Source organism: Cupriavidus necator N-1, assembly GCF_000219215.1.
Lineage (GTDB): Bacteria > Pseudomonadota > Gammaproteobacteria > Burkholderiales > Burkholderiaceae > Cupriavidus > Cupriavidus necator.
In genome coordinates, this window is sequence record NC_015727.1 from 778,004 (window position 1) to 794,657 (window position 16,654).

Genomic DNA, 16,654 nt, shown 5'->3' on the forward strand with positions numbered 1-16,654 from the left:
TTTGTTCGCTGCGTCGATGGTACGCAGGTGCAATGCCAGAGTATTAAGGGGGACATCAGCCGCCATGGTGGATTCGGGGTATCCGCAGTTCTTTCGTCCGTTGACGCTGAAGAGGCGAGGGCTGATCGCTGCCTGCATCCGCGCATTCTATGCGCGGCTTTATGGTTCTCATGCCGACTACCGTTCCATCCTTGGGCGCGAGGACTTGCGTGACCTCTTTGTCCAGACCATGCAGTCCGCCACGCTGCCGGCCGACCCTACCGGTGAAGACGGCGAAGACGGATTCGCCGCCGGTGACCTGGCCGACGACCAGAAGCTGGCAAGTGCCATCGTGCGCCTCCTTGTCGCGGACGGCTGGCTCGAAACCGCCGAGGATCGCGTCCGGCTGGTTACCGCCTACCGCTTCACCCGAGCCGGCAAGATCTTCGCACAGGCGCTGACGCTGGCCGACCGCCCACGCGAACGGACCCGTCAGCGCAACATGCGCTCCTGCAAGAATGCACTGAGTGCCTTCATCGAGCGCCGCGATGTGGAGGACCTGCTCGACGCCTACGAGTATGCCGATCGGGTCATTGCCGACCTCTCCGAAGATATCGAGCTCTTCTACGACCTGGCTCGCAAAATACTGCTCGATGCACATGTGCAGGGCAATTGGGATGGGTTCATCGAATTCGTAGAGCGACGTTTTCGTGATGAGTTCTCGCCCCGCCTGGTCTATGACAATGCCGAGCGCCACCGGCTGGACATCGGGGCGCTAATCGAACGTCTTAACGAGTTGAGCGCGGCGGAGATGCAGGCCATTGACGATGACCTGGCCAACCACGCGGCATGGGCCGCGCAGTCCGCGCCTGACGGGGCTATCTTGAGATGGATGCTTGATCGGATCGACGAGATGGTGACCGCGGCCTGCCGGACCAAGCAGCCGGAATTGTTCCGGGCTATGGAAAGCTATGTCCGCCGCCATGTGGTCTTGTTGTCGCAGAGTCTGTTCATGGGGGCATCGGGCAGCGGGGCGGCATTGTCCACCCTGATCCGCCGCCTGGGGGATATCCCGGAGCGGGATCAGCGCGCGTGGCTGGAGCGGCAGGGAGCGGCGCTCGCACCGGTAAGCGTGGCGCTGTATGATCCCGCCGCTGTGCAGCCGAGAAAGGCCGCCGAGCGTAACCGGGCACAGGCCGTGAGCATCGTTCCGGAGATCACGCGGGAGGAGCGTTTGCGTCAATTCGTACGGCAAGCGGAGGAGCGGGCCTTCTCCCTGTCGCATCAAGAGGTCGTGGATTACTTGCTCGGTTCCATGCGCGGCACGGGCGCGCTGCGCCTGTCCGAGTTGCCGGTCGACGATGCCATCCAGGCGTTATCGTTGTTGCGGGCAGTCGAGGCAGCACGGGACCAAGAGGGACTGGACGTGGAGCGGCTAGACGCCGAGCCGCTGGACAATGCCATCATGTCGGGCACTGACTATGCAATCAGGAGGCGACACATTGGCCATGGATGAAATTACGATTGGGCAACTGGTGGAAGCGGAACTGAAGGCGGGAGGCGTCAGGCCGGAGGCGTTCCGGCAGATTCTCGGCCGCCTGTTCGGGCTGTCCATCCTGCACCGCGAGGACAGCGCCATCGAGCGTCAACTCTACGACGACGCCGTGCGTATCGAGGGCCTGCTCAATGCGTACTTCGACGTGGGCGGGTTCCGGCTGCTGCACGAGCGGCATCAGAGTTATTTTCGGCTTTACCCGCCGGGGGCGCGCGTGCCGGGACTGCCCGCCGAGGACGATGCTATCGCGGTGGATGCCGTGCGGGCGAAGCTCTCTGCCGATTTCGTGGCATGCTGCCTGGTGCTTCGCTTGCTGTACAACGAAAGCCTGCGGCAAGGCTCGATCAACGAGCGCAACGAAGCGCTCGTCACCGTGGAATACCTGAATGCCACGCTGACTGCGCAGGTGCGCCGCTCACTGCCGGCCAAGACTGCGCGGGAGAAGCTCTTCGCCGACCTGAAGCGTGCCCGCCTGATCGACTACCGGGCGGATTCCGAGGTGGAAGATGCTGACGCTCTGGTCGCCATTCGTGGGACGATCCTGCAGTTCGTGGCGGATTCCTCCATTGATGCCCTGCTGGCCGAAACACCGACGCCCGTGTCGGCCGTCACGTCGCCGGAGCCTGACAATGAAGCTTGAGAAGCTCATCCTGGTCAACTGGGGCTTCGTGGTGTCCCGGGAATACCCCTTTGGCCACACCACCTTGCTGTCGGGTTCGACCGGGGTGGGGAAGTCCTCTTTCCAGGACGCAATCCAGCTGGTCATGACCGGCGGCAAGCAGCATATCAACGTTTTCAACTCGGCGCAGGACGAGAGCGGCGCCTCGCGCGCGGGCGGCAAGGTGAGGCGGACGCTCGCGTCCTACGCGGTAGGCATGCGCGACAACCTCTGCGTCCGGCCGTATGGGTCGCACACCTATGTCGTCGCCGTCTTCGCACCCGATGACGGGGAGTCCGCCGAGCCATTCAGCGCCGTGGTGGCCGTGGAAGCCGCCGTGTCCGGTACACGCGAGCAAGGCCGCAGCGTCGATGTGGCACGCAAGCTCTACTTTGTGCTGCCGGGCAGCCGCGTGCTGGAGGCGGATTTCATCGAGTCGCGCAAAGGCAATTCGATTACGGCAGTAAAGGTCGAGGATATCTATCATCGGCTGCGCCAGCGCTATCCGCGCGTCCTGCCGTTCGAGAACAGCATCGAAGACTATCTGTGCAAGCTCTATGCCGAGTTTCGCGGCGGCGGCAAGACGCTGGTCGGGCCGCGCGAGGCGGAAGCGGCGGCGCGGGCTTTTGTCCAGTCCATTGCCCGCAAAACCGTCGGCTCGGTGGACGAGCTGATCCGGGAGCAGGTGCTGGCCGAGCCTGATTTCTCCGATCAGATCGGGCATATCGCGTCGCTCATGCAGAACGTGCAACGTCTGCGCAAGATCGCCACCGAATTACTGGCGTGTCGCGAACGGTTGGCAGTGCTGAAGGCACACGCAGATGCGTTCCTTGCCGCATTCGAAGAGGCCATGGAGGCCGAACTGGGCGAAGCGCTGCGCCGACAGCAGGATGTCGAGGAGGAGATCCAAAGACTGGAGGCCTGCCGGCGCATCGCCCTGGCCGAAGTCGAAAAGCAGCAGGCGCTTGCCGACCGACACGCGCAGGCGTTAAAGCGCGCCACGGAATTGCATGGCACTGCGAAGGGGCGGCTCAACGGCAATCCGGTGGCGCAGGAGCGTGAGCGCCTCGGCCGCGAGATGGCCATGGCCACTGAAAGCCGAACCCGAATCGCGCTGGACGTCCTGGCCGCCCTGACGGGCTTGCGAGGCGTGCTGGATGAATTGGCTGCCTTGGCTAAACAGCCAGCAGCGCACACCTGCGCTTACGCGCCCCATGTAGAGCGTCTGGTCGTCGATGCCGCGGCAATCGATGCCGCCGACGGCCAGGCCGCCGCGCGTGAACTCGCGGCAATGCTGACAGGCGCGCAGATCGACCCGGCGAGCTTGCGGCGCGACCGGTTCGCCAGACTGGATGCCGCCCTGGCTCCCATTGCGCAGCGGCTGCAGGGCGCCGACGGGCTGTATGGGGCAGTGGTACAGCAGCAGGCGCGGGAGTCGGATCGCGCTACCGCCCTGCAAGGGGAAATCGATGACCTGAAGCGGCGCCGGCAAGGGCTGGAAGATGGCCACTTTGACTTGCCGGCGCATGTGGAGGCCGCGGTCCGATATCTCGAAGCCAAGATGCCGGGCGCCCATCCCAGGGTGCTTTGTAACCTTGTCCAGCCGCGGGAGGGCTCGCGCTGGCAGAACGCCATCGAAGGGCTCTTGGGCGGCAACCGCTTCGTGATCCTGGTGACCGCGCAGTATGAGGCGAGCGCCATCCGGGCGCTGCGACACGAGCTGCCGGCGACTAGGCAAGGGCGGGAGGCTTCCGTGGTGCAGGGGGAACTGGCCAAACGGCGGGCGGAAAACCAGGCGCTAACGCCCGATGCCATGTTGCAGGAGCTGGTGATTGCCGATGAAACCGCGCGCGCCTATCTGGTTGCAAGCTACGGCCGTTATGTCAAGGTAGCGGATGCGCAGGCACTGCGAGGCGCGCCACAGGCACTGACCGTGGACGGCATGGCCAGCGGCGGATTCAAGATGTTTTCGTCATGGGTGGAGGACGGCGAACTTGCCTTCGGTGCAGAGGCGCGGCGCAAGCGCGTGGTGAGGCTTGCCCGGCAAATCGACGAAAAGACGCGGGAAAGGGACGCACATCTCGCAAGCGGCGCAGAGTTGGCCGCATGGGGCGCGCGTCTGCTCGGCCTGAAGCTTGTGCCTGTCGCGCCGATGCTGGACGAGCTGGGTGAAACGCAGCGCGGGCTGAGTAGTCTCGGGGCGCAGCTCGCCAGCTTGGATGACTCCGATCTCATCGTCCTGGAGCGCCGCGTGGCGCGTGCGGAGCAGCTCTTGGACGGCCACCACCGCCTATCCAATGCCGCGTCACGCTTAGCGGGCGAAGCGGCGGGGCAGGCGCGTGGCTTCGAAGGGAACATCGCTGACGCCGAAGCTAAGCTTGTGGAGTGCCGGGACGCCGTGAGACAGGTAAACGCCCGCGTGGCTGAGCTGATCCGACTCAATCCGCACTTCGATCCGGTACGGCTTGACCAGCGCGCGCGGCAAGCGGCCACGGAGCAGACTTCAGCGTCCTTCGATGGACGGCGGCGTCAGCAAGCCGGTCTCTACCGTCAGGAGCGCGAGGCATTCGAGCGGAAACTGGAGGCGCATAATCTCTTGTCTTCCTCGTTCGATGAGCGGGTTGACTTTCAGCCTTGCCACTCAACGCAGGGCGAGTATGAGTGGCAAGCCTATGGCGGCATACCCGCTGCCCGGCGGCAAATCTCGGCCATGTTAGAACGGCTCGACCAAGTGCGCATCCTCAACAACACCAGCGAGTTGGGGGGCGCCGAGAAGAGTTTCAACAATACCTTCAGTACGCATTTCGCGCTGGCCGTACGCACCGCGGTGGAGCAGGGCATCGACCCGCTCAAGCGGCTCAACGAGAAGCTCAAGCGCCTGGCATTCGGCGAAGACCGTTTCGAGATCGAATACGGGCAGATGGTCAAGGAGTACAAAAAATACTTCGACCTGTTCCAGGAACTGAACCGGCTGGCCGAGACACAAACGCCGGTGGACTTGTTCTCGGCCGCCGAAGGCGTGCTGTCCGCCGACAGCGTCATGGCGCTGGATGACATCAAGCTGCTATTGCTCGACACCAACCGCGACCACGCGTTGCGGCGACTGAAGGACATAGCGGATTACCGCAACTATCGCCAATATGACATCCGCAAGTACTCGGAGGATGGACGCGAGGCGTCCTTGGCAAGAATGGCGACGTTCTCGGGAGGCGAGCTAATGACGCCGGCCTATCTAGTACGGGCCGCGGTGCTGGCCCAGGCATTTCGCCAGTTCGAGAAGACGCCGAGCCTGAAGCTCATGATGATCGACGAGGCCTTCGACAAGATGGACGAGGGCCGCACCGCTGCCGTGATGCGCTATCTCAATGAGAACCTTGGCCTGCAACTGGTGGTTGCCATGCCATCCCGCGCGTCCGGCCCTCTGCTCGAGTTGTTCAGTTTCGAGCATCGTTTTTCCCTGATGAAGGTGGAGGGTCTGGCAGGCGAACTCGATAAGATTACCGAGGTGGACAGCTCTTTGTTGAAGGCCGACCGGCTACATGCCCTCTGGACTGAACGCCGGGAGGCGGTGCGGCGTGAAGCGGCGGGGCAGTTCGACTTGCAAGAAGCACGCAAGCAATTGGTCTCGGACATGGGGACATGAGCGGCGATTGCATTCCGGAGCACCGGCCGACCGCCCTCACCGCGTTGCTGAATGCGCTGGTGGACCGTATCGAGGCAAAGCCGTTTGTCGAGAGACGCCGCGATATCAGCTTCCCTTTGAGTGCCGGGACGTGGCCGGAGTTTTTCTCGATCGCCCTCCATGGCGAACGTATGTTCGTGTGGGGCGCCCTGGAAGCGCTGCAGACGCAGCCCGGATTCGCGCTGGTGTTGGACCAGCGTCGCGGCCAGCGGGATCTTGATATCTGGGAGCGCTCACCGAAGCTCGTCATTGCCGCGCAAGCGGAAGCGTTTCTTCGCGACGAGACGGGACGCCAGCCCAGTGCCGTGGTCGCCTGGATGGCTCAGTGGCGGCAGGCTGTGCTCGCGCGCTTCAGCAACGCGGCGCTGTGCGAGCGGCTTCTGTCCCGCCCGATCCTCATCCTGCAGCGTTCACCGGAACAGGTGCTGGAGCGTCTCGCGGGCATCCCGGCCCTTGCCAGCGAGAACCTCATGCTCCATGAGGTAGCAGGCCGGCAGTTCTGGGGCTTGTCTAAGGTTCTCAACGGCCACCAGGAGGCCATTGCTCTGTTGCTTGACATGGAAGTCTGCCCCTTTCCAGACAAGCCAGTGCAACTGCTGGTAGCTGTGCGTACAGCCGATCCTGCCGCCCCGATCCTGTTTGTGGAAAACGCCGCAACGTTCGAAGCGATGGCGGCAGGCAGGCTGAGCGCCGCCGAAGGCTTTGTCCTGATATATGCATCAGGATACAAAGCGAGCGCGAGGCGCCTGCGCCAACCGGTTGGCAGTTCAGTTTATTTTGCGCCTGGCGTGTTTGAGCGGAATGCGGCATTGGGGATTAGCATTCTTGCATGGCTGCATGGGACCGACGTCACGCGCCCCGTTTATTTCTGGGGCGACCTGGACTTTTCCGGGATCCCCGTTGGCCGGTCAAACTCCCCCACCTTTGGCCGCTTAAATTCCCCCACCTGATGACTGCGTAGCAATGCGGTAGCGACCGGTCGCGGTACCTCCAGGGGCATCCTGCTGGCAGGACGTAACTTTGATCCCTTTGTCGTTGACAGGGGGGAGGGGTGAACGTCTTGAAGCCACATCTGCAAACTACCGTCCTGACGCTGCTGGCCGCCGGCAAGAGCCAACGTGAGATCGAGCGCGTCACCGGCGTTGACCGCAAAACCATCCGCCGCCTTGCACAGCGTCAGGCGGAGGTAAATTCCCCCACCCCGGCCACCGGGATTGGTGCGCAAATTCCCCCACCCCGGCCACCGGCGAATCGCCCCTCGTCCTGTGAGCCGTATCGGGAGTGGATCGAGGCGCAGTTGCGCCTGCGGCGCAATTACACCGCCATCTACCAGGACCTGGTCGATCAGTTCGGCTTCACCGGCGCCTACAACAGCGTCAAGCGCTTCGCCGGCCGGCTTGTACAACGCGAGCCCGAACAGTTTGACCGACTCGAATTCGCTCCCGGTGAGGAAGCTCAGGTCGATTACGGCGAAGGCGCGCTCACGCGTGTGCCAGGCAGCGATCGGTACCGCCGCCCACGGTTGTTCGTTATGACGCTGCGCTACTCGCGCCGCAGCTTCCGGCGCGTGGTCTGGAACTCCAGCCAACAGACCTGGGCGCAGTTGCACGAGCAGGCCTGGCGCTACCTTGGCGGAGCGACCCGCTACGTTGTCCTGGACAACCTCAAGGAGGGCGTGATCAAGCCCGACTTGTATGAGCCCGAGCTCAATGCGCTCTACCGTGCCGTACTGGCCCATTACGGCGTGGTGGCCGACCCGGCGCGAGTCCGGGACCCCAATCGCAAGGGCAGCGTCGAGAGCGCGATCCAGCATACCCAGAGCACCGCGCTCAAGGGGCGGCGCTTCGAGTCGATCGAGCAACAAAACGACTTCCTCGAACACTGGGAGACACGCTGGGCTGCCCAGCGCATCCACGGCAGCGCCTGCCGTCAGGTCCAGGCCATGTTCGAGGAGGAGCGCGCCCACCTCTTGCCACTGCCACTCACCGGCTTCGCGTACTTCACCGAGTACGAACGCACGGTGGACGACGCCACCTGCGTGCGTATCGACCACAGCAGCTACGCCGCCCGCCCGGCGCCCATCGGCAGCCGGGTGCTGGTGCGCTTGTTTGAGCATCACCTCGAGCTTCGCGATCGCGCCACACTTGCGCTGTTGCGCACCCATCCCCGTGCACAGCGCCGCGGCAGCGTCCTGCTGCCACCCGAAGAGCGGCCATACAACCCCTCGCGCGAGACTCGCAGCATCCTCGCACAGGCCCAACAGATCGGGCCTGCCACGCTGGCACTGTGCCAGCAATGGTTCGAGCACGATGGCCGCGTCGGACACCGCCGCTTGCGCGGTGTCGTGGGGCTCGCGCGGCGCTATCCGAGGCGCATCGTTGAGCAGGCGTGCGAGCGTGCCTTGCGAGACGGTGTGCGGCACTACCCCTCGATCCAGGCCCTGGCCGAGCAGCTTCTGCAACAAGCCCTGGCTGCCCTCGAGGCACCTGTGCAGGGCGAGCTGGACCTGACTCAGCACCATCACCTTATTCGGGACGGCGACGCGTACGCCGACCTGTTTGCCCTCGGCGCGCAAGCTAGCGCCGACTTGTAACCCTCCCACTGGAGAATCCCATGAGTATGAGCATGACCGAAATCGAGCGTGCCTTGCGTGCGCTGCGCCTGTCCGGCATCAGTGCCACACTGCAAACACGCGTGGTACAAGCCCAGGCCTGCCAACAACCCTTCCTGGAGACCTTCTCGCTGATCTTGCAGGACGAGTTAGACCGACGACGCTCACGCTTGCTTGAGCGCCGCTACCAGCAAAGCGGACTGGACGAGCGCGCAGCACTGGCCGACTTCGACTGGCGCTTCAACCCAAAACTGCCGCGCGCAGCCTGCTTCGAATTGCACACCTTGAAGTTCATCGCCGAAGGCCATAACGCGCTCATCGTGGGCAAGCCCGGTACCGGCAAGAGCCACATTGCCAAGGCCGTCGCCTACCAGGCTACCCTGGCCGGCCACGCGGTGCGCTATCTGGAGGCGGACAGTGCCTTCGTGCAATACGCCCTGGGCAGCCCAGCCGAGCAGCGTCAGCACCTGCGCGCACTGCTCGAGGCGGACCTCCTCGTGCTCGATGATCTGTTCCTCGCGCGCCGTATCGGCGAGGGCGCCGGCGAGCTCTTGCAGGCGCTGGTCCACCAGCGCTACAAGCTCAAGCGCAGCATCATGGTGACCTCCAACCGGGTCGTGCAGGATTGGGGCAAATACCTGGGTGACGCCACCATGGCCGCCACCATCCTCGATCGCCTGATGCACCGCGCTCACCTGCTGGAGTTCGAGGGGCGCAGCTACCGCTTGAAGGAGGCCGCCAACCGCCTGGCACTCTCGCCGCTTGGTACCCCTGCTCCGGCGGCCGACCAACCAAGCTGACTCGCCTTCGTTCCTCTACTACGCGCCACTTACCCTACAATCCTCCTGTCCTGCCTGGGGGAGTTTGAGTGTGTAGTGGTCAAGTTATTTCGGACAGGCAGATAGGTTCTTTTTCTGTCGATTTCGCCTCGTAGGCAGCGGGCGACAGATACCCCAGGGTTGAGTGCAAGCGCACCGGATTATAGAAACCAACGATGTACTGGGTGATGTCGCGCCGTGCCTCGGCGTGGTTGGCGTATTGACGCTGCCACACGCGCTCCATCTTCAGGTTTAGGAAGAACCGTTCCGTCACCGCGTTATCCCAGCAATTGCCTTTTCGACTCATGCTGCAAACAATCTGATGGCGTGCCAGCAAGGCCTGATACTCCGCGCTCGCGTACTGACTGCCCCTATCCGAGTGCAGCACCAGTCCCGGCGCTGGCCTTCGCTGCTGCAGCGCCATGCTCAGTGCCGACATCACCAGGTCGGCCGGCATGGTCGGCGCCATCGACCAGCCCACGACCTTGCGCGAGTACAAGTCCAGCACGACCGCCAGATACAGCCAGCCTTGGGCCGTGCGGACATAGGTGATGTCCGAAGTCCAGGCCCGATTCGGCTCGGCCACGTCAAATTGCCGGTTCAGCACGTTCTCTGCCACTGGCAGAGTGTGTTTGCTGTCAGTCGTCGACACGAACTTACGCTTCCAGGTCGCACGCAAGCCCGCTTCGCGCATCAGCCTACGAATCCGGTAGCGGCCAAGGCGCACCCCTTGTTCCCGCACCGCATGCATGACACGCCGGCTGCCGTAGCTCGCGCCGCTCGCAGCGAACGCCGCTTTGACGTGGGTCTGCTCCTGCAGAGTCTTCATGCTTGGCTTGGCGCGGCGGTGCGCATAGTAGCCCGAGCGGCTCACCTGCAATACCCGGCAGGCGTTACTGACCGATACGGCCTCCTGTTGCAAGTGGGCTACCACCCGGTAGCTCACTTCAGTTCCCGCGCAAAGAAGGCCGAGGCTTTTTTTAGCAAGGCGTTGTCCTCGCGCAGTTGCCGATTCTCCGCCTCCAGTTGCCGGATGCGCTGCTGTTCCGCCGTCAGCGGCTTGCCCACGCCAGGCCCGCCGGCGCACTCTGCATCATACTGCGCCATCCAGCGCCGAACGGCCGTCTCACCAAGCTCCATCGACCGGCAAACCTCGCTGACCGATAATCCTTGGTCTCGCACCATCCGTACTACTTCCAGCTTGAAGCTGGCGTCAAATTGTCGGCGCCTTCTTGTCATCTATCTTTTTTCCTCGTCGATTCCGGATTGTCCTCCTATCGACCTGTCCGAGGAAATTAGACCACCACAGTGGCCAAAGGTGGGGGAATTTAATCCGGCCAACGGGGTCCGGGATGGATATTCTCAAGGAGTTGCGCGTGGTATTTCCAGGCGCGCAAGCGTGGAAGGCTGGCTACGAGGCGCTGCTTGCACGCCTTCTCGCCGAAGAGTCCCACGCGCCGGATGAAGCGAGGAAGTCGGGCCAGACCGATCCGGGCCTTACCGGCTGCCCTTATGCGGATGAAGTGCTGCTGCCAGCACTACGTACGCTAGGCCGATTTGTCGACCAGGAAAGTCTGTAGCACTCTTGCCCGCGCCAGACAGCGCACGCAGAGCGCTGACATTGACCGTGCTTGCGCGTATTGGCAAGACTGGCAACGGAGGGCTAACTAATGAAAGACCGACACCACGATGACTCGATGGCCGAAATGTTCCGCGAGGATCCGGCCTTTGCCCTAGAGACACTCAACGCCATTCTCGAGGATGGCGATCAAGCCGAACTGATGATCACGCTTCGCCAGTTGACCAAGGCGTTCGGCGGTGTCCAAGCTGTGGCTGAGCAGGCTCACCTGAATCCGACTCAGCTCTATCGCACGCTGTCCCCAACTGGAAATCCCGTACTGAGCAATCTATCGGCGATTCTCAAAGCGATGGGAATGCGTTTGGCGGTCCGTCCAGCGCATGGCGAGTCGGCTCATACATAAAGGTTCAGAGTTGCTCTTGACAGGTGCCCTCAAGTGCGGCCAAGCCAAGCATATCCGATCAGCATTTTGCTGTGCGCTGGGTGTTATGTTGAGTGAGAGGGCTAGCCGGCTGCGGTCACAGCCAGGCGCTCAGTCCTCCGTCGGCGCGTGGACGCTGAAGGCAGGAGCAAAGTCGAAATGGGCCGCGGCATACATGGCATTGCACGCCCAAACCTCTTCACCGTGCTTATAGAAGGCAACCCATTTGCCGTCGCTGACGCAGTGGGCGCCAGGAAAGACTTCGGCATGGCCGTTCGGACCGTCCAGCGGAAAGGGCGCGTGCGGCGTGGCCCAGTAATGGCCACGCGGTAGGGGCGCAATCGTCTTTGGCATCTTATCAGGCCCGGTGTGGTGTCCCAGGCGGCGGCCGCGCCTCGCTATGGCGAAATGGAGGCGCTGTCAATCCTGCAACGGCGTAACATCACGCCGCGACATCCTGGTGTTAGTCTCGCCACCAAATTACTCCTGCTATTCGGCAATTTCCATGGCGCGACACCTTCAATTCATGGACCGGGTCTTCTGCGTCGGCGCCATCATTGTGGTCGTCGCCATTGCCTCCCGGCAAGTATATCTGCGCAGCGCCGCAGAGGCGGACGTAGCCGATGCGGATGAGGAACCCGCGACAATGATGTTGATTCGCTGGGAGACGATGCACGATCGTCTCCAGAAGGAGCCCAGTCTGGGCTGCAGAGGCTGACACGCGACCGCGTGCTCGTTGTCGGGAATCCTGAGTTCGGCGAATCTCGATGCGGCCGGCCGTCCACTCTCTGCTGGTGTGGCGCTGGCGGCTGTCCGCTTCCGGAAGCGGTCGCAGGATTTTGCGCTTGCTTCGTCCCAGTGGCTTCTTTCCGGTTAGCACCACGTGCCGGTGTTAAGGCGAAGACCTAAACCAAGCGAAAAAAGAAGAAAAGCCCGCTGCAAAGGGCGGGCTGAAATCCCTTCGGTGAAAGGGAGAAGACGAGGGTGAGTGTAAACCCTAATAAAATATCTTGCAGAGCATGCCAGAAGCCCGTCGGGTAGTGCCAATCCGTTACTTTCATGATAATGAAACTATGGAATGGCGATGCTAGCGAACGGTGCAATGAACGGCAAGATCTCGCCGTTGTCTACTGCTCGTCTCATTGCGACCCACTTCGGCCGTTGGTCCGAGTCAAGGGCGGCTTCCAACGTACAACCGTCATTCGTGCTGCCGTGCTGGCCGGTAAGTTCTCGGCCTATCCGACGCAGTTGAGGACCGTAGACAATGGGTGATGAATACTGTGACGTGCCTTCCGCTTCCATCGGCTCTACTGGCATGCCCTCCTGGTGGGCGTGGTGGCCAAGTGCTTGTCACACAGGCCTCATGTTGAGAGTTGCCGTCGGGTAGCTTCAGTGTTGTGCCATTCGAGCGAACGGTCGATGTCCAAATAGACTGCCGGCACCGACGAACAGCAGCGCGACACCCAGATTCCACAACAAGACCATCGCGCTAGCATCCAGCGGATGAATGAGTAGCAGGCTCGTTGCCGCGATCGCGGCAACGGCAAGGCCCGCACACATCGCCACCGGCGCAGGCGAGAGGCGTGCCACATAGCGCAGCATGGCCGTCAAAGCAATGGCCAGCGGCGTGCTGACCACCACCAGCGTTGCGAAGCAGCGCGCGGTCTCGCCGGGCGACATGCCTTCCGGCCCGATCTCCACCCAGTTCGTCAGACAGCCGTAACCGATTGTGCCCATCCAGACGGCCAGGGATGGTAGCGGCATCCACAGCCACCGGCGCGAGCGACCCGGCACGCTGGCGATGAACGCGGCCGCCGCGGCCAGGATGCCGGTCCCGATGGCGGCTGCAACGCTGGTGACGAACACCGGCTGTTGCAACTTCAGCGCAAGGTCTGGCCGCACGCCATTCACGAGCATGACTAGCGCTAGCAACAGGGCAGCCAGCAACAGCCAGCACACCACCCGCACCAAGGGCCGGTGCAAGCGGCGAACCGGCTTGGCGTCAGCCACCAGCGACTCGATCAGGTCAGGGGTCTCTCTCACGGCTTGCTACCTTGGGATTCGAACAGTTTGCGCAACGTCTTCAAGGCGCGATGGGTGGCCACTTTCAGCGCGCCGACAGACATGCCGCTGGCGACGGCAGCCTCTTTCAATGACATTTCCTCCAGTTTCAGCATGCGCAGCGCCTCGCGCTGTCCGGCAGGCAGACAGTCCACCGCGTCGCGCACCGCCCGCGCGTCCAGTGCCATTTCCTGGAGGTTCGCGCCGGGGTCGGAAATGGTTTCCGGTTCCGTGTCGAGCGGTGTTTCGCGCGCACTGGTGCGTGCCCGCCGGCGCAGGCTGTCGATAATGCGCCGGCGGGCGATGGCCACCAGCCACGGACCGAACGGACGTGCCGGGTCGTAGGTGTGGCGCACGGCGTGAATCGTGAGCAGCACATCCTGCACGGTGTCCTCGATGTCCCCGTGGTTGTGGACCTGCCGTACGGCCAGCGCCCGGATGTACGGGGTGATGCCTTCGAGCAGGCGCCGGTACGCCGCGCGGTCGCCTGCCTGTGCGCGGGCCATCATGGCCGACCAGTCCGGCTTGCCGTCCGGGCGGCACGCCGGCTCGGACAAGGGGCTAGGACCAGCCGCATCGTGCGTGGCGTCCACGAGGCCCGGCTTGCCGCCGGCATGGTGGCCTGGGCGTTGTGAGCGGTCAGCTTGGGAAGACATGCCTAAATTCTGCTTCATGGAGAGCCGCCTGTCGCGCAATTAGTTTTTCCGGGGATGCGTAACCTTTGGTCGCGTGGGGCCGAATCTCCTGACACGGATCCGGACCCGGGCCGCAACCGTCAGGAGAAAGTAAGATGAACAAGCATGTATTGGCCGCATCCACCTTGTCGTCCGCCCTTGGGCTGGCGCTTGCCATGGTCGCCGTGCCCGCGCAAGCGCAAGCCACGAAGGACATGAGCGCGATGCCGCAGGTCGTGAAGGACAACATGGCGAGGATGGAAAAGAGCAAGCTGGAGAAGTGCTATGGCATCAATGCCGTGGCAAAGAACGACTGCGCGGAAGGTGCGCATTCCTGCGCGGGACAAGCCACGCAGGCACGCGATGGCAAATCCTTCGTGTTGCTGCCCGCCGGCGATTGCAGCAAGATCCAGGGCGGCAAGCTGAAGGCCTCATGAGGCAGGGGCGAACCATGGCTGCCGCGGCTGTCGCCTACCCGCGCGGGCTGGGCCCGATCCCGCCGCGCGCCGGGATCGGACTACGCTTCCGGCACCATCAGGCAGTGGTGGAGGAACACCCGGCCGTTTCGTGGTTCGAGGTGCATACGGAAAACTACATGGGCGGCGGCCGCGCGCCGGGCTGCCTGGACGCCATTCGCCGTGACTACGCCCTATCGCTGCACGGCGTTGGCCTGTCGCTGGGCAGTGCAGACGGGCTGGACCTGGCGCATCTGGCGCGGGTGCGCGAGGTGGTTGAACGGGTCGAACCCGGGCTGGTGTCGGAGCATCTGTCCTGGAGCATCACCCGCGGCACGTATCTTGCCGACCTGCTGCCCTTGCCGATGACCGAGGAGGCGCTGGCCGTGGTTTGCTCGCATGTCGACCAGGTCCAGGGCGCACTGCGGCGCCGCATCCTGGTCGAGAACCCGTCTACCTATCTCCAGTATCGCCACTCAACCATTCCCGAGTGGGAATTCCTGGCCGAAGTGGCGCGGCGCACCGGGTGCGGCATCCTGTGTGACGTCAACAATATCTATGTCAGCGCCTGCAATCACGGATGGGACGCCATGACATACCTGCACGCGCTTGCGCCGGCCGCCATCGGCGAAATCCATCTGGCCGGCCACAGCGTGCGGCAACTCGGGCAGGGGCAGGTCCTGCGCATCGACGATCACGGCTCGCGCGTGGCACCGGCGGTGTGGGCGCTCTACGAGGCGGCGCTTGGGCGGTTCGGTGCGGTGCCGACGCTGATCGAATGGGATACGGACGTGCCGCCTCTCGATGTGCTGATGGGGGAAGCGCGTATCGCTCAGGCGGCACTGGAGAGACAGCAGCATGCAATCCGATCCTCCCTCATTGCTTGAGCTGCAGCGCGCGTTCGCCCAGGAACTGGGAAATCCTGCCGCCGGTGAGGCCTCGGCGCACGTGATCGCGGACGGGCTGGCACCGCAGGCGCGGCTGGGTATCTACCGAAACACCGCCACCGCCACGCTCGTAGGCGCGCTGCGCCTGTCATATCCGGCCGTCCAGGCCCTGGTAGGCCCCGAGTTCTTCGAAGGCGCGGCCCGGCTGTTCATCGGGCAGTCTGCCCCGCAGAGCGCGTGGCTGGATGCGTACGGCGAGGCGTTCGCGGAATTCCTGGCGCGTCTGCCTGAGGCGGCCGCAATTGGCTACCTGCCTGACGTCGCCCGGCTGGAGTGGGCCGTGAGTGCAGTCTTGCACGCGCCGGACGCCACGCCGCTCGATCTACGCCGCCTGGCGGAATCAGACGTATCCGCAGCCGGCGATATACGTTTCTTGCCGCATCCTGCGGTGCGCGTGGTGCATGCCGCGTTCCCCGTCGATGCCATCTGGCGCGCGGTGCTGAACCGCGACGACCATGCCCTGGCGCGCATCGACCCCGCGGTGGGCCCGGTCTGGCTGCTGGTGCGCCGCACATCGGACGCCATCGACGTCGACCGGCTCAGCGCGTGGCAATGGCAATTCACCGCGGCCTTGCTGGCCGGGCATCCGCTGCACGCTGCATTGGGCCCGACGCCGCCGGTGGACGCGCACGCGTGGCTGGCCACGCTGTTGTCGGCCGGCAGCTTTACCGGCTTCGGCCGGGCCCAGGCCTCTGACTTACCCATTCCGGATCTCTCGCCATGACACGCGCCACGCCTTCCCCCCACACCCCCTTCACGCTTGCCGCGCGCGCACAGCGCGTCGTGGATTGGCTCGATCGCATGCCGTACACAGCCCTGGCCATTCCGTTGCGGTTCGCGGTCGCCACCGTCTTCTGGAATTCGGCCATGGCCAAGCTGGCGAACTGGGCGACGGCGGTGGAGCTGTTCCGGGAGGAATACCGGCTGCCGCTGCTGCCGCCCGAACTGGCCGCCTACCTAGCGGTATCCGTTGAGCTGACGGCGCCAGTGCTGCTGGTGCTCGGCCTGGCAACCCGCCCCATGGCGCTGATACTGCTTGGCATGATCACGGTGATCCAGCTGCTCGTCTATCCGCAGGCATGGCCCACGCATATCCAGTGGGCGGCGATGCTGCTGGTACTGCTGGCGCGGGGAGCCGGGGCGCTCTCGGTTGACTGGCTGATTCGCCGGCGTCTCACGGACGCGTCGGTGCACTGAGCCGCGTGGACGGGAAG

At 63.7% G+C, this 16,654-nt stretch carries 16 protein-coding genes; 13 read left to right on the forward strand and 3 right to left on the reverse strand.

Translation table 11 applies throughout. The annotated features are described in order from the left end of the window. Positions 1-64: 64 nt before the first annotated feature. The 6 genes from CNE_RS33605 to istB all read left to right on the forward strand — a co-directional run bounded on the left by CNE_RS33605 (position 65) and on the right by istB (position 9,285). Complete coding sequence (locus tag CNE_RS33605) at positions 65-1,495, forward strand: Wadjet anti-phage system protein JetA family protein (protein WP_041229053.1); 1,431 nt, start codon at positions 65-67, stop codon at positions 1,493-1,495. After that, the gene (locus CNE_RS33610; RefSeq protein ID WP_041229054.1) at positions 1,488-2,174 is read left to right on the forward strand and encodes a DUF4194 domain-containing protein; all 687 of its coding nucleotides are present in this window, start codon (positions 1,488-1,490) and stop codon (positions 2,172-2,174) included. The genes CNE_RS33605 and CNE_RS33610 overlap by 8 nt, the downstream gene beginning before the upstream one ends. Beyond that, complete coding sequence (locus tag CNE_RS33615; protein ID WP_013959209.1) at positions 2,164-5,835, forward strand: ATP-binding protein; 3,672 nt, start codon at positions 2,164-2,166, stop codon at positions 5,833-5,835. The genes CNE_RS33610 and CNE_RS33615 overlap by 11 nt, the downstream gene beginning before the upstream one ends. Beyond that, a complete protein-coding gene (locus CNE_RS33620) occupies positions 5,832-6,824 on the forward strand; it encodes a hypothetical protein (RefSeq protein WP_013959210.1) in 993 nt (330 codons plus the stop codon). Before CNE_RS33615 ends, CNE_RS33620 begins: the two co-directional genes overlap by 4 nt. A gap of 101 nt (positions 6,825-6,925) precedes the next feature. Beyond that, positions 6,926-8,467: an IS21 family transposase gene (gene istA / locus CNE_RS33625; protein ID WP_041229055.1), complete on the forward strand. Its 1,542-nt coding sequence runs from the start codon at positions 6,926-6,928 to the stop codon at positions 8,465-8,467. A gap of 26 nt (positions 8,468-8,493) precedes the next feature. Then, the gene (gene istB, locus CNE_RS33630) at positions 8,494-9,285 is read left to right on the forward strand and encodes an IS21-like element helper ATPase IstB (protein ID WP_041229269.1); all 792 of its coding nucleotides are present in this window, start codon (positions 8,494-8,496) and stop codon (positions 9,283-9,285) included. Between the two features lie 79 nt (positions 9,286-9,364). On the opposite strand, the gene CNE_RS33635 is transcribed toward istB, so the two are convergent. Beyond that, positions 9,365-10,542 (reverse strand): IS3 family transposase gene (locus CNE_RS33635; RefSeq protein WP_238553147.1). Its coding sequence is split into 2 segments (ribosomal slippage): positions 9,365-10,275 and positions 10,275-10,542, totalling 1,179 coding nucleotides; the frame shifts between segments, so codons are not numbered across the junction. A gap of 113 nt (positions 10,543-10,655) precedes the next feature. Between CNE_RS33635 and CNE_RS33645 the strand changes: the two genes are divergently transcribed. From CNE_RS33645 to CNE_RS33660, 3 genes are all read left to right on the forward strand, one after another. Continuing rightward, complete coding sequence (locus CNE_RS33645; protein WP_013959213.1) at positions 10,656-10,883, forward strand: hypothetical protein; 228 nt, start codon at positions 10,656-10,658, stop codon at positions 10,881-10,883. Between the two features lie 90 nt (positions 10,884-10,973). After that, a complete protein-coding gene (locus CNE_RS33650) occupies positions 10,974-11,285 on the forward strand; it encodes a helix-turn-helix domain-containing transcriptional regulator (protein ID WP_013959214.1) in 312 nt (103 codons plus the stop codon). 523 nt (positions 11,286-11,808) lie between these two features. Continuing rightward, positions 11,809-12,021, forward strand: coding sequence for a hypothetical protein (locus CNE_RS33660; RefSeq protein ID WP_238553148.1), 213 nt, complete (start codon positions 11,809-11,811; stop codon positions 12,019-12,021). A 671-nt stretch (positions 12,022-12,692) separates the two neighbouring features. Here CNE_RS33660 and CNE_RS33665 read toward each other — a convergent pair. Together CNE_RS33665 and CNE_RS33670 are read right to left on the reverse strand one after the other, a co-directional pair. After that, positions 12,693-13,346 (reverse strand): NrsF family protein, encoded by a 654-nt coding sequence (locus CNE_RS33665; RefSeq protein WP_013959216.1) that lies wholly within the window; start codon positions 13,344-13,346, stop codon positions 12,693-12,695. Then, positions 13,343-14,038 carry a sigma-70 family RNA polymerase sigma factor gene (locus tag CNE_RS33670; protein WP_013959217.1) on the reverse strand — a complete coding sequence of 232 codons (696 nt, stop codon included), beginning with the start codon at positions 14,036-14,038 and terminating at the stop codon, positions 13,343-13,345. The genes CNE_RS33665 and CNE_RS33670 overlap by 4 nt, the downstream gene beginning before the upstream one ends. A 116-nt stretch (positions 14,039-14,154) precedes the next feature. Between CNE_RS33670 and bufA1 the strand changes: the two genes are divergently transcribed. From bufA1 to CNE_RS33690, 4 genes are read left to right on the forward strand one after another with little or no spacing between them, the layout of a single operon-like run. Next, positions 14,155-14,475, forward strand: coding sequence for a BufA1 family periplasmic bufferin-type metallophore (gene bufA1, locus CNE_RS33675; protein ID WP_013959218.1), 321 nt, complete (start codon positions 14,155-14,157; stop codon positions 14,473-14,475). 14 nt (positions 14,476-14,489) lie between these two features. Next, positions 14,490-15,380 carry an MNIO family bufferin maturase gene (gene bufB / locus CNE_RS33680; RefSeq protein WP_013959219.1) on the forward strand — a complete coding sequence of 297 codons (891 nt, stop codon included), beginning with the start codon at positions 14,490-14,492 and terminating at the stop codon, positions 15,378-15,380. Further along, positions 15,352-16,164, forward strand: coding sequence for an HvfC/BufC N-terminal domain-containing protein (locus tag CNE_RS33685; protein ID WP_013959220.1), 813 nt, complete (start codon positions 15,352-15,354; stop codon positions 16,162-16,164). The genes bufB and CNE_RS33685 overlap by 29 nt, the downstream gene beginning before the upstream one ends. Then, positions 16,161-16,637 carry a DoxX family protein gene (locus tag CNE_RS33690; RefSeq protein ID WP_013959221.1) on the forward strand — a complete coding sequence of 159 codons (477 nt, stop codon included), beginning with the start codon at positions 16,161-16,163 and terminating at the stop codon, positions 16,635-16,637. Before CNE_RS33685 ends, CNE_RS33690 begins: the two co-directional genes overlap by 4 nt. Positions 16,638-16,654 lie beyond the last annotated feature (17 nt).